Annotated in this window: 11 protein-coding genes and 3 pseudogenes; 9 read left to right on the top strand and 5 right to left on the bottom strand. The window is 70.1% G+C overall.

The genetic code is table 11. The annotated features are described in order from the left end of the window. Nucleotides 1–20 precede the first annotated feature (20 nt). The gene (glgA, locus tag ET445_RS12315) at nucleotides 21–1,208 is read right to left on the bottom strand and encodes a glycogen synthase (protein WP_129191553.1); all 1,188 of its coding nucleotides are present in this window, start codon (nucleotides 1,206–1,208) and stop codon (nucleotides 21–23) included. Nucleotides 1,209–1,290: 82 nt separating this feature from the next. On the opposite strand from glgA, the pseudogene glgC reads away from it, so the two are divergent. The 3 genes and pseudogenes from glgC (at nucleotide 1,291) to ET445_RS12300 (ending at nucleotide 3,757) form a co-directional block, all read left to right on the top strand. Then, a pseudogene (glgC, locus tag ET445_RS12310) lies at nucleotides 1,291–2,537 on the top strand (glucose-1-phosphate adenylyltransferase). Beyond that, a complete protein-coding gene (gene serB, locus ET445_RS12305) occupies nucleotides 2,534–3,196 on the top strand; it encodes a phosphoserine phosphatase SerB (protein ID WP_243695191.1) in 663 nt (220 codons plus the stop codon). Before glgC ends, serB begins: the two are co-directional and overlap by 4 nt. A 99-nt stretch (nucleotides 3,197–3,295) precedes the next feature. Next, a complete protein-coding gene (locus ET445_RS12300; protein WP_129191552.1) occupies nucleotides 3,296–3,757 on the top strand; it encodes a universal stress protein in 462 nt (153 codons plus the stop codon). Between the two features lie 7 nt (nucleotides 3,758–3,764). On the opposite strand, the gene ET445_RS12295 is transcribed toward ET445_RS12300, so the two are convergent. Next, nucleotides 3,765–4,475: a beta-ketoacyl-ACP reductase gene (locus tag ET445_RS12295; RefSeq protein ID WP_129191551.1), complete on the bottom strand. Its 711-nt coding sequence runs from the start codon at nucleotides 4,473–4,475 to the stop codon at nucleotides 3,765–3,767. Between the two features lie 180 nt (nucleotides 4,476–4,655). Between ET445_RS12295 and ET445_RS12290 the strand changes: the two genes are divergently transcribed. Genes ET445_RS12290 through ET445_RS12280 form a run of 3 tightly spaced genes read left to right on the top strand, consistent with a single transcriptional unit; the run spans nucleotide 4,656 to nucleotide 6,177 of the window. Then, nucleotides 4,656–5,066 (top strand): DUF3099 domain-containing protein, encoded by a 411-nt coding sequence (locus ET445_RS12290; protein ID WP_129191550.1) that lies wholly within the window; start codon nucleotides 4,656–4,658, stop codon nucleotides 5,064–5,066. Beyond that, nucleotides 5,063–5,308: a hypothetical protein gene (locus ET445_RS12285; protein ID WP_129191549.1), complete on the top strand. Its 246-nt coding sequence runs from the start codon at nucleotides 5,063–5,065 to the stop codon at nucleotides 5,306–5,308. The genes ET445_RS12290 and ET445_RS12285 overlap by 4 nt, the downstream gene beginning before the upstream one ends. Next, a complete protein-coding gene (locus tag ET445_RS12280; RefSeq protein ID WP_129191548.1) occupies nucleotides 5,305–6,177 on the top strand; it encodes an SURF1 family cytochrome oxidase biogenesis protein in 873 nt (290 codons plus the stop codon). The genes ET445_RS12285 and ET445_RS12280 overlap by 4 nt, the downstream gene beginning before the upstream one ends. 17 nt (nucleotides 6,178–6,194) lie before the next feature. On the opposite strand, the gene ET445_RS12275 is transcribed toward ET445_RS12280, so the two are convergent. After that, complete coding sequence (locus tag ET445_RS12275; RefSeq protein WP_129191547.1) at nucleotides 6,195–7,793, bottom strand: ABC-F family ATP-binding cassette domain-containing protein; 1,599 nt, start codon at nucleotides 7,791–7,793, stop codon at nucleotides 6,195–6,197. Nucleotides 7,794–7,913: 120 nt separating this feature from the next. Here ET445_RS12275 and ET445_RS12270 point away from each other — a divergent pair, with 120 nt between their 5' ends. From ET445_RS12270 to ET445_RS12260, 3 genes and pseudogenes are all read left to right on the top strand, one after another. Further along, complete coding sequence (locus tag ET445_RS12270; protein WP_129191546.1) at nucleotides 7,914–9,026, top strand: winged helix DNA-binding domain-containing protein; 1,113 nt, start codon at nucleotides 7,914–7,916, stop codon at nucleotides 9,024–9,026. Nucleotides 9,027–9,065: 39 nt separating this feature from the next. Further along, nucleotides 9,066–9,731, top strand: coding sequence for a mismatch-specific DNA-glycosylase (locus tag ET445_RS12265; RefSeq protein WP_129191545.1), 666 nt, complete (start codon nucleotides 9,066–9,068; stop codon nucleotides 9,729–9,731). Next, nucleotides 9,728–10,617, top strand: a pseudogene (locus tag ET445_RS12260) (AraC family transcriptional regulator). Before ET445_RS12265 ends, ET445_RS12260 begins: the two are co-directional and overlap by 4 nt. 71 nt (nucleotides 10,618–10,688) lie before the next feature. On the opposite strand, the gene ET445_RS12255 reads toward ET445_RS12260, so the two are convergent. Beyond that, nucleotides 10,689–11,252, bottom strand: a complete 564-nt coding sequence (locus ET445_RS12255) for a YceI family protein (RefSeq protein ID WP_129192543.1) — start codon at nucleotides 11,250–11,252, stop codon at nucleotides 10,689–10,691. A 183-nt stretch (nucleotides 11,253–11,435) separates the two neighbouring features. Continuing rightward, a pseudogene (locus ET445_RS12250) lies at nucleotides 11,436–12,233 on the bottom strand (glycoside hydrolase family 3 N-terminal domain-containing protein); the annotation flags it as partial. Nucleotides 12,234–12,492 lie beyond the last annotated feature (259 nt).

The raw sequence follows: 12,492 nt of genomic DNA, 5'->3' as shown, positions 1-12,492 counted from the left end.
GGGGCCTTGTGCACTCGCGCTCAACGCGCGAGCGCGCGCGCGTACACCTCGAGGGTGCGCGCCGCGATCGCGTCCCACGCGAAGTGCGCCTCGGCGCGGCGCCTGCCGGCGGCACCCAGTTCCTTCGCCCACGCAGGGTCGCTCACGACGCGTTCGAGCGCCGCCGCGAGGTCGCGGACGTACCGGTCGGGGTCGAGCGGCGTTCCGGTGCCGTCGTCGGCCTGCTCGATCGGCACGAGCACGCCCGTGACGCCATCGTCGACGACCTCGGGGATGCCTCCGGTCGCGGTGCCGACGACGGCTGCGCCGCATGCCATCGCCTCGAGGTTCACGATGCCGAGCGGTTCGTAGATCGACGGGCAGACGAAGGTGGTCGCAGCCGACAGCAGGGCCGTGAGCTCGTGCCGCGGCAGGTGCCGGTCGATCCACACGACGCCCTCGCGCTGCGTGCGGAGCTCGGCGACGAGGGCTTCGACCTCGGCCATGATCTCGGGTGTGTCGGGAGCGCCCGCGCACAGCACGAGCTGCACATTGTCGGGCAGGAGCCGCGCGGCGCGCAACAGGTAGGGCAGGCCCTTCTGACGCGTGATGCGTCCGACGAAGACGACCGAGGGGGCGTCGGGGTCGACGCCGAGCGCGCGTACGGTGTCGGCGTCGCCGTTGGGCACCCAGTCGGCGAGGTCGATGCCGTTGTACACGACTTCGACTCGTGCCGGGTCGATCGCCGGATAGGCGCGCAAGATGTCACGTCGCATGCCGTCGCTCACGGCGATGACGGCGTCGGCGTCTTCGAAGGCCGTCTTCTCGGCCCACGACGAGACCGCGTATCCCCCGCCGAGCTGCTCGGCCTTCCACGGCCGGAGCGGTTCGAGGCTGTGGGCCGTGACGACGTGCGGGATGCCGTGCAGGCGTTTGGCCGTGAAGCCTGCGAAGTTGGCGTACCAGGTGTGGGAGTGCGCGAGGTCGGCGCCCGCGACATCCTGTGCGATCGCGAGGTCGGTGCCGAGCGTTGCGAGCGCCGGGTTCGCGTTCACGAGGTCGTCGGGCGTCGCGTACGCGTACGTGCGGGGCTCGTCGCGCGTGGCGCCGAAGCAGCGCACGGCCACGTCGATCTCTCGTCGGAGGGCCCGGACGAGCTCGGCGACGTGCACACCGGCCCCTCCGTAGACCTCGGGCGGATACTCACGGGTGAGGAGGTCGACGCGCATGCAGCAAAGGTAGCGCAGCGACATCCCGTCACGCGTCGTCGCGCCGCCTGCGTTCGGGGCGTCCACTGGATACGCTTGGCGCATGGTTGCGCGCAAGGTGTTCGGCATCGTCCTCGCCGGAGGAGAAGGCAAACGGCTCATGCCCCTGACGGAGGACCGCGCGAAGCCCGCGGTGCCGTTCGGCGGGCAGTACCGGCTCATCGATTTCGCGCTGTCGAACCTCCTGAATTCGGGCCTCCGCCAGATCGTCGTGCTGACCCAGTACAAGTCGCACTCGCTCGACCGCCACGTGTCGCAGACCTGGCGCCTGAGCGGCCTCCTGAACTCCTACGTCGCATCGGTGCCGGCGCAGCAGCGCCTCGGCAAGCGCTGGTTCTCGGGGTCGGCAGACGCGATCCTCCAGAGCCTCAACCTCATCTACGACGAGCGACCCGACCTCATCGTCGTCGTCGGCGCCGACCACGTCTACCGCATGGATTTCGACCAGATGATCGAGGCGCACGTCGCGTCGGGGGCGCAGGCGACCGTCGCCGCGATCCGCCAGCCGATCTCGCTCGCGAACCAGTTCGGCGTCATCGAGGTCGACGCGAAGCACCCCGACCGCATCCACCAGTTCCTCGAGAAGCCGTCCGACCCGAAGGGCCTGCCCGACTCCCCGGCGAAGTGCTCGCCTCGATGGGCAACTACGTCTTCAACGCCGACGCGCTCATCGACGCCGTGCTCCGCGACGGCGAACGCACCGACTCGAGCCACGACATGGGCGGCGACATCATCCCCGCATTCGTTTCGCAAGGCGCGGCCGGCGTCTACGACCTGCAGCGCAACGACGTGCCCGGCTCGACCGACCGCGACCGCTACTACTGGCGCGACGTGGGAACGATCGATTCCTACTTCGAGGCGCATCAAGACCTCATCTCGGTGCTGCCCGTCTTCAACCTCTACAACAGCGAGTGGCCGATCTTCAGCCAGCAGCTGAACTCACCGCCCGCGAAGTTCACACGCGACGCGCGTGGCGCGCTCGGCACGGTCATCGACTCGATCGTCTCGCTCGGCTCGGTCATCTCAGGGGCGCACCTCGAGCGCAGCGTCATCGGCCCGTGGGCGATCGTCGGGTCGGGGGCGCACGTCGCCGACTCGATCCTGTTCGACCGCGCGCACATCCACGCGGGTGCGACGGTGCGACGGGCGATCCTCGACAAGGAGGTCGTCGTCGAAGAGGGCGCCGAGATCGGCGTCGACCGCGAAGCCGACCTCGCGCGCGGGTTCATCGTCACCGACAGCGGCATCACCGTCGTGGGCAAGGGCTCACGCGTTCGAGCCGGCGCGTGAGCGCCGCGGTGCGCGACCGGGCGACCGGCCCCCTCGTCGTGCTCGACGCCGATTCGACGCTCATCCGCGAAGAGGCCATCGAGCTCCTCGCCGAAGAGGCGGGCTCTCGCGAGCTCGTTGCGGCCGTCACCGAGCGTGCGATGCGCGGTGAGCTCGACTTCGCGGCGAGTCTGCGCGAGCGCGTCGCGACGCTTCGCGGGGTGGATGTCTCGGTGCTGCCGCGGGTTCGCGCGCGCATGACGCCGACCCCCGGCATCGAACGCCTCGTCGCGGGCGTGCACGCCGCGGGCGGTCGCATCGGCGTCGTGTCGGGAGGATTCCATGAACTGCTCGACCCGCTCGCCGAGCGGCTCGGCCTCGACTTCTGCCGCGCGAACCGCCTCGGCCTCGAGGGCGACACCCTCGCCGGCGTCGTCGACGGGCCGATCATCGACGCCGACGCCAAGGCGGCCGCGCTCGTCGAATGGGCTGCGGCGAGCGGCATCCCGCTCTCGAAGACGATCGCCGTCGGCGACGGGGCCAATGACCTGCGGATGCTCGACATGGCGACCCTCGGCGTCGCGTTCTGCGCGAAGCCGATCGTGCGCGAGCGCGCCGACGTCGTCATCGATCTTCCCGACCTGTCGTCGGTGCTGCCGCTCATCGGACTCCCCCGCTGACCTTCCTGCGCGCGGCCGCTCGACTCGGGCGACGACGGACGGCAGACTCGCAGGAGCGGGTCGGCCGTCCGTCGGCTCGCTCGTCGAGGAAGGATCCAGATGTCCGATCGTCCCGAGTCCGAAGCAACCGCGCCCACGGCCGAAGTCGCGAACGGGCGCATCGTCGTCGGCGTCGACGGTTCGCCGTCGTCGATCTCGGCCATGCGCCGCGCAGTCGTGCTCGCCGAAGCGCTCGGCCGCGAAGTCGTCGGCGTCACCGCGTGGGAGCTCCCCCAAGGCTTCGGTGGCCCGTTGCCCGCCGGCTGGTCCCCTGAGGAGGACGCCCGGGAGATATCTGCGCAAGCGAGCCGCGACGCGTTCGGCGACACCGTTCCCGAGGTCTACCGTGCCGTGATCAGCAAAGGCCCTGCAGCACACACGCTGCTCGAGGCATCCGAGACCGCCGACCTCCTCGTCGTCGGCAGCCGCGGTCGCGGCGGCTTCGCGCGACTGCTCCTCGGCTCGGTGTCGGCGACGCTCGCCGAGCATGCGAACTGCTCGGTGCTCATCGTCCGCGACTGAGTCGCGGTCAGTGACCCATCCCGAGGCCGCCGTCGACGGGGATGACGGCGCCCGAGATGTAGCCGGCGTCGTCGCTGGCAAGCCACGTGACGACCTTCGCGACCTCGGAGGGCTCGGCGAAGCGCCCCGCCGGGATCGACTTGCGGTACTCCTCCTGCTGGGCCTCGGGGAGTTCGTCGGTCATGTCGGTGCGGATGAAACCGGGCGCGACGACGTTCGCGGTGATGCCGCGGGCGCCGAGTTCGCGCGTGAGCGAGCGGGCCATGCCGACGAGGCCGGCCTTCGAAGACGAATAGTTGACCTGGCCCGCCGAGCCGTAGAGGCCGACGACGCTCGAGATCAGGATGACTCGGCCGAAGCGCGCCTTGAGCAGGCCCTTCGACGCGCGCTTGACGACACGGAACGCGCCCGTGAGGTTCGTGTCGACGACCGACGTGAACTCGTCCTCGCTCATGCGGAGCAGGAGCGTGTCGCGGGTGATGCCGGCGTTCGCGACCACGACCTCGATGGGGCCGAGGGCCGTCTCGATCTCGGTGAACGCGCGGTCGATCGACTCTGCGTCGGTGACGTCGGCGCGCACGGTGAGCGTGCCTTCAGGCCCTTCACCCGAGCGGGCGGTCACCGCGACGCGGTGCCCCTGCGCGACGAACTCCTCGGCGATCGCGTAACCGATTCCACGGTTTCCTCCCGTGACCAGGACGGTGCGGCTCGTCGTCATCGCAGTGGGCTCACTCTCTCGGCGGGTTCAGGGGCGTGTTCAAGGGGTGTTCGGCGGCGGTGCACGTGCACTCGGCTCGGCCGGGTTTCAGTGTAGAGGGTGTCCCGTTCCGCGCGTCGGCATGCGTCGGGCGACGTAGGCTTGAGGGCGAGGAGCGCCGACCGTCACCCGGCGACCACGATGAAGCAGCAGCACACCATCACTTCGCTGCCGCCGTCCCCTGAAGACGAGCGACGCGCACGCATGATCAAGTACACGATCATGATGTCGATCCGTGTCGCGTGCATCGTCGCGATGCTGTTCGTGCAGGGCTGGTGGCTGCTGGTGTTCGCGGCGGGCGCCGTGTTCCTCCCGTACTTCGCGGTCGTCATCGCCAACACGGGCAGCGGGCGCGGCGGCGAGGTCGAGCGGCCGGGCGCGGTCGTGTGGACGGGGCGGCCGGTTCGTCGCGACGGTGCGATCGGCGCGTCGGCCGCGACGAACGACCAGGATGCTTCGGATGCTTCGGATGCTTCGGATGCTTCGAGCGATGACGTTGCGACGAGTCATCCGGATGCCTCGCCCGACGCCCCGTCCGAGGGCGAGCGATGATCGGTCTGCCCGGCGCCGCGCCTGCCGCGGACGTCTGCTCGCGTGCGGGCTGCCGCGAAGCGGCCGCGTGGCGCGTCGACTGGCGGAACCCGAAGATCCATGACGAGACGCGTACGAAGACGTGGCTCGCGTGCGACGAGCACGTCGACTACCTCAGGGGCTTCCTCGAATCGCGGTCGTTCCCCGTGCGGGTCGCCCGGTTCGACGAGACGGGCGCCGAGGCGTCCGGGGCGAACGCATGACGGGCGAATGGTCGTTCCTCCGCTCGCCTCGTTGGGCGGGCTATCTCGCGCTGGTCATCGCGTTCGCGATCGCGTGCTGCGCCCTCGGCACGTGGCAGTTCAACCGGCGCGCCGAAGCCCTCACCGAGATCGCCCGCATCGACGCCAACTACGACGCCGAGCCCGTGCCCGTCGCTGAGGTGCTGCCCGATCCGGCGGCGTTCGACCCCGACCAGCGCTGGCGGGTCGTGGCCCTCTCGGGTGAGTTCCTCCCGGGCGAAGAGGTCGTCATCCGGAACCGCCCCTTCGGCGGAAGTTCGGGCTTCGAGGTCGTGACGCCGTTCCGCCTCGACGACGGCACAGTCTTCTTCGTCAACCGCGGCTGGATCGCCCAGGGCCCCGACGGGCGCCCGAGCGAGTACGCGGCGCCCGAGCCCGGACACGTCGAGATCACGGCGCGGCTGAAGGCCGGCGAGGGCACGATCGCGGGACGCACGGCATCCGGGAACGAACTCGCGACGATCGACCTGTCGGAACTCGCCGACCGCGTCGGCGAACCGAGCTTCACGGGCGCCTACGGCATTCAGGTGCAGACCGGGGCCGACGCGTCCCAGCCGCCGCTCGCCGCGAGCCGTCCCGAGCGCGACGAAGGCCCTCACCTCTCGTACGCACTGCAGTGGTTCGTGTTCGCCGCGCTCGCCTTCGTCGCACTCGGATGGGCGGCGAACCAGGAGCGCAAAGCGCTCGCCGAGGCATCCGAGAATCCGGGTCGCGACCGCGACCCGCGCACAGGACGGCGCAACGGACATCCGAACGCGCCGAAACCCGCGAAGGTACGCCGGACGCCGACCGACGCCGACGTCGAAGACGAGATCCTCGACCGGAGCTGAGGCGCCGGCCCGTCGGGTCACGCCAGCTCGATGAGCTCCTGGTACTCGGCCGACCAGTGGTCTTCGGTGCCGTCGGGCATGATGAGCACGCGCTCGGGGTTGAGCGCCTCGACGGCCCCCGGGTCGTGCGACACGAGCACGACCGAGCCCTCGTAGTGCGCGAGCGCGTCGAGGATCTCGGCGCGGCTCGCGGGGTCGAGGTTGTTCGTCGGCTCGTCGAGGAGCAGGACGTTGGCGCCCGACACGACGATCATCGCGAGCGCGAGACGCGTCTTCTCACCGCCAGAGAGCACCCCGGCGGGCTTGTGGACGTCGTCGCCCGTGAAGAGGAACGAGCCGAGCACCTTGCGCGCCTCGGTCTCGGTGAGGTTCGGCGACGAGCTCACCATGTTCTCGAGGACGCTTCGCTTGACGTCGATCGTCTCGTGCTCCTGCGCGTAGTAGCCGACGCGCAGTCCGTGGCCGGCCTCGACGACGCCTGTATCGGGCGCGTCGACGCCCGCGAGGATGCGGAGGAGCGTCGTCTTGCCTGCGCCGTTCAGTCCGATGATGACGACCTTCGAGCCGCGGTCGATCGCGAGGTCGACGGCCGTGAAGATCTCGAGCGAACCGTACGACTTCGAGAGGTCGCTCGCCGTGATGGGCGTGCGGCCGCACGGCGCGGGCGTCGGGAAGCGCAGCTTCGCAACGCGGTCGACCGCGCGCACCTCTTCGAGGCCCGAGAGCAGCTTCTCTGCGCGCGCGACCATCTGGTGGGCGGCTGCCGCCTTCGACGCCTTGGCGCCGAAGCGCGCGGCCTGGAGTTGGAGGGCGCCTGCCTTCTTCTCGGCGTTCGCGCGCTCCTTCTTCCGGCGCTCTTCGTCGGCGGCGCGCTGGCGCTGGTAGTGCTTCCAGCCCATGTTGTAGATGTCGATGACCGAGCGGTTGGCGTCGAGGTAGAAGACGCGGTTGACGACCTCGTCGACGAGCACGACGTCGTGCGAGATGACGATGACGCCGCCCTTGTAGCCCTTGAGGAACTCGCGAAGCCACACGACCGAGTCGGCGTCGAGGTGGTTCGTCGGCTCGTCGAGGATCATCGTGTCGGCGTCGGAGAACAGGATGCGGGCGAGCTCGATGCGCCGGCGCTGACCACCCGAGAGGGTCTTCAACGGCTGGTCGAGGATGCGGTCGGGCAGGTTGAGGTTCGACGCGATCGAGGCGGCCTCGGCCTCGGCGGCATACCCTCCGAGGGCCTGGAAGCGGTCGGTGAGGTTGCCGTAGCGCTTCATCGCCTTCTCGGCGACCGCGGGGTCGTCGCTGCCCATGAGTTCGGATGCTTCGCGCATGCCGATCACGAGCGAGCCGAGGCCGCGCGCGTCGAGGATGCGCGTGCGCGCGAGCATGTCGGGGTCACCCGAGCGCGGGTCCTGCGGGAGGTAGCCGATCTCGCCCGACCGGTCGATGCGACCGCCCGTCGGCAGGGTCTCGCCCGCGAGGGTCTTCGTGAGCGTCGTCTTGCCGGCGCCGTTGCGGCCGACGAGCCCGATCTTGTCGCCGGGCGTGACGCGGAAGTTCACGCCCTCCATGAGCACGCGGGCGCCCACACGGATCTCGAGATCGTGGACGGCGAGCACGGCGAACCTCCGGAGTTCGGGTGAGGAAAGGCGTGCCGAGCGGCACAGCCTCCCAGTTTATCCCGCCTTCGGCTGTGAAGGGCGCCTCGGGGTGTCGGCGGTGCCCGGCAGACTCGACACATGACGACGGATGCCTCGGGGCCGGCCTCGCTTGCGGCGCTCCGCGCCGCGCGGCTGGCGGCGCACGGGCTCGACGACGGGTTCGCGTCGCCTGCCGACGCCATGGCACGGCTCGTGTGTGTGCAGGCGCAAGACCTCGGCGCAGCGAAGTGGGTGCTCGGGGCGCGGGTGCGGGGTTCGACCGAGGCCTCGATCGATCAGGCGATCGACGACCGCACGCTCCTACGCTCGTGGCCCATGCGCGGCACGCTGCACTTCGTCGAACCGTCGATGCTCCGTCCGATCCTGCGGCTCACCTCGGCGCGGCTCCTGCAGCGGGCGGCCAAGACCCACCGCGACGAGGGCATCGACGACGACATGCACGCAGCCGCGCGGACCGTTGCGGTGCGCGAGCTCGAGGGCGGCCGGTCGGCGAGTCGCGATGAACTGCAGGCCGCATGGGCGCGTGCCGGAGTCGTCACGACGGGGCAACGCGGCTACCACCTCATCTGGCGGCTCGCGAACGAAGGGCTGCTTTGCGGCGGCCCGGTCGACACGAGGTCACGACAGCGGTTCGCACTCCTCGACGAGTGGTCGCCGCGCCGGCCCGACGAACCTTCAGACGACGATGAGATCCTCGGGCGGCTGGTCGTCGGCTACGTCCGTGGACACGGGCCGGTCACGGCGCGCGACTTCGCATGGTGGGCCGGGCTCACGCTCGCTCAGGCGCGAACCGCCTTCGCCGTCGCGGGCGAAGCGCTCGTCCCGTTCGGCGACGAGCGCTTCGTCGCTTCAGCTGCTCCGACGCCGATCGCGGCGTCGCAGAAGGGCACACGGCACGTGCTCGCGGCCTTCGACGAGTACTTCCTCGGCTACGGCGATCGCACGGCCTTCTGCTCGACCGACGACGCGCTCCGCGTCGTCCCCGGCAGGAACGGCATGTTCCTTCCGCTCCTCGTCGCTGACGGCGAGGTCGTCGGCACGTGGCGCCGGTCGCGAGAACGGCGCGGCGAGACATCCATCGAAGCTGGGCCGTTCAGCGGGGATGTCGACCTCGCGGAGTTCCGGTCTGCGTTCGAGCGTTGGGCTGTGTTCCACGGCACGACCCTCGGCGATCTCTCGGTCGCCCGATGACCGTGTCCGTGCTGAACGGCGCGCGGTATCGTCGGCACCGTGAGACTCACACGGGCCGAACTCGAAGCCCATCGGGGTGAAGGCGTGCCCGACGTGCTGAGCGAGGGGCTCAAGCTCCTGTTCATCGGCATCAACCCCGGACTTCGGAGCGCGGCCGTCGGCGCGGCCTTCGCGCACCGCAGCAATCGGTTCTTCGCCGCCCTCGCCCTGGCCGGAATCACGGATCATGTGATCGACACGTCATCGGGATTCCGCCAGGCCGATCTCGACCACCTCGCCGAACGCGGCATCGGCATCACGGCCCTCGTGGGCTATGCGACGGCCAAAGCGTCCGAACTCAGCGACCAGCAGCTCGTCGCAGGCCGGAAGGTCCTCGAGTCGAAGATCGACGCAGCCCGTCCTCGAATCGCCGCGATGCTCGGCGTCGGGGCGTACCGAACCGCGTTCGCGGTTCCCAAGGCGACGTTCGGCCCGCAGGACGCCTTCGTCGGCGAGAGCCGGCTCTGGGTGCTTCCGAGCCCGAGTGGCCTGAACGCACATTTCACGCTCGCCGAACTTGCGGCGGCGTACCGCGAAGCGGCCATCGCCGCGGGCATCGAGCCGTATCCGTCGCCCACTGATCGCGCGATGACCGCATCGGACGCGAACGATCGGGCGCGCCGCATCGGCGTTCGACGAGGCTCGATGTCGGAGGGATCCGCATGATCACAGCACTCAACCGCCTCGTTGACCTCGTCGAGGCGCGACTCGTCGCCGCGGGCGGCGGCGAGGCCGACGATCTCGACATCGGGAGGCTCGCGGCATCCGTCGGCAGCACTGAATACCACGTGCGACGGATGTTCTCGTCGCTCGCGGGCATTCCGCTGTCGGACTACATCCGGCGCCGTCGCATGACGGTCGCCGCTGCCGACGTGCTGCAGGGCGAGCTCGACCTGCTCGACATCGCCGTGCGGTACGGGTACGGATCGACCGAGGCGTTCGGTCGGGCGTTCCGTGCCGTGCACGGCGCCGGGGCGAGCGACGTGCGACGTGACGGCGGTCCCCTCCGGTCTCAACCGCAACTCAGGTTCCGCCTGACCGTCGAAGGAAGCACACCCATGGACACTCGAATCCTCGATCGCCCCGCGTTCCGGCTCGTCGGGCACGCGACGCGCGTGCCGCTCATCCACGAGGGAGCGAACCCGCACATCCAGGAGTTCGTCGCCGGGCTCCCGACCGCGACGCACGGGCGACTCAAGTCGCTCGCAGACACAGAGCCCGCAGGTCTCCTGCAGGTGACCGACGAGATCGAGCCCGATGCCCCGAGGGCAGTGAACTCGTCTACCTCCACGGCGTCGCGCTCGATGCCACCACCGCCGTGCCCGATGATCTCGACGCGATCGAAGCGCCCGGCGGCCGTTGGGCCGTGTTCCGTGCGAGCGGCGCCCATCCCGCCGCCCTACAGGCGACGTGGGCCGCAACGGCGAGCGAATGGTTCCCGTCGAACCCGTGGCGGCTCCGCCCGGGGCCGTCGATCGTCGCGATCCTCGAACGATCCGACGATTTCAGCACGGCGACGACCGAGCTCTGGCTGCCGATCGAGCCCGACTGACCTCGGCGGGGCATGCAGAAGGGGCGGTCGCTTGCGCGACCGCCCCTTCGAGGCATCCGAAGATGTGATGCTTACGCCTGGAGCGCAGCCTGCAGCTCGAGCGTGATGGTGACCTGCTCGCCGAGGAGCACGCCGCCGGTCTCGAGGGCTGCGTTGTAGGTGAGGCCGAAGTCTTCGCGGTTGATGACGGTCTTCGCGGTCGCGCCGGCCTTGTAGTTGCCGTAGGGGTCGCCGCCGAAGCCGCCGAAGTCGAAGTCGAACGTGACCTGCTTGGTGATGCCCCGGATCGTGAGATCGCCGTCGACCTTGAAGTCGCCGCCCTCGACGCGGACGCCCGTCGACACGAAGTCGATCGTCGGGTAGGTTTCGGCCTCGAAGAAGTCGCCCGTGCGGAGGTGGCCGTCGCGGTTGGGCTCGTTGGTGTTGATCGACGCGACCTCGGCCGAGGCGGTGACCGACGACTCGAGGGGGTTCTCGGCGGTCGTGAACGTCGCGGTGAAGCGCTCGAACTTGCCCTTGACCTTGCTGATCATGAGGTGGCGGATGCTGAAGCCGACCTCGCTGTGCGTCGGGTCGATGGTCCAAGTGCCTGCACGGTAGCCGGGGATCTCGATGGTCGAGGCAGTCGTCGTCATAGGGAGGTTCTCCTGTGGTTCTCCGCCGGGGCGGGGGAAGCGGGTGCGACCGGACGGCCGCGATGATGCAAACGCATGGATGCCTCCACGGTATTCCCGCCAGCTGAGAATCCCCTTGCGGCGGAGTTCGAGCACGCGCCCTGCGGAGGCGTCGAGTTGCTCCTCGGAGATGCGGCCCGACCGCACCGCGTCGGCGATCGCCGTCGAGACTCCCGCGACCGAGAACCCCACGTCGGCGGGATCCGCGGGCAGCACGAAGACGAGCAGGTCGGTGCCCGCCGCGACGGCGCGCACGGCGTTCTCGGCGGGGTCGGCGAACTCGGGGATGCCGTTGTGCTGGAGCATGAGCATGTCGTCGGAGACGACCACGCCCTCGAAGCCGAGCTCTTCCCGGAGGATCCGATGCCACTCGGGCGAGAGCGACGCGGGCTGCGGGTCGACCGCGGGGTACACGAGATGCCCGGTCATCACGAGTTCGGCGCCCGCATCGATGCCCGCCGCGAACGGCGGCGCCGTCGTCGCCCGCCATTCGTCGAGACTCATCGTCGTGGTCGGCAGCGAGGTGTGCGAGTCGCCCGGCGCGGCACCGTGGCCCGGGAAGTGCTTGAGCGTCGACGCGACCCGGCCACGCTCGCCGGCGACGGCTTGCGCGACGCGTTCGGCGGCGCCGCCGGGATCAGTGCCCAGCACGCGCCAGAAGATGAACGAGTCAGGGTCGGCGGCGACATCGGCGACGAGGCCGAAGTTGATGTCGGCCCCAGCTTGCGAGAGCAGATCGCCCCGGTGCGCGAAGGCCGCCTGCGTGTCGCCCGGCGGAAGGTTGCGAAGGTCGGGTGCGGTGAGCGCGTCGTCCCAGGGCAAGCGCTGGACGTCGCCGCCCTCTTCGTCGATCGCGAGGAGCGTGCGCGCCTCGGGGTCGATCTGGACGGCGTCGGTGAGCGCACGGAGCGCGGCCGGGTCGCCGGGGATGTTGTCGCCCATGAGGATGAGCCCTGCGACACCCTGCTCGGCGTACGCGCGGAGCGGAGGCGGATCGGTGCCTGGCGCGTGGACGAGCAGCAGCGAGGCGGCCTTCTGCTCGAGGGTCATGGTCGCGAGGCGTTCGTCGACCCAGGCGGTGAGCGGATCGACGGTCGGGGTCGGCGTCGGACTGGCCGGGGCCGTCACGGTCGGCGTCGAAGTGACGAGCGGCGAGCCGGCGGAGCATCCGACCATTCCGAAGGCCGCCGCGGCGACCGCG

This window comes from Agromyces protaetiae (assembly GCF_004135405.1).
GTDB lineage: Bacteria > Actinomycetota > Actinomycetes > Actinomycetales > Microbacteriaceae > Agromyces > Agromyces protaetiae.
This window is presented reverse-complemented; position numbering and strand designations above follow the sequence as displayed.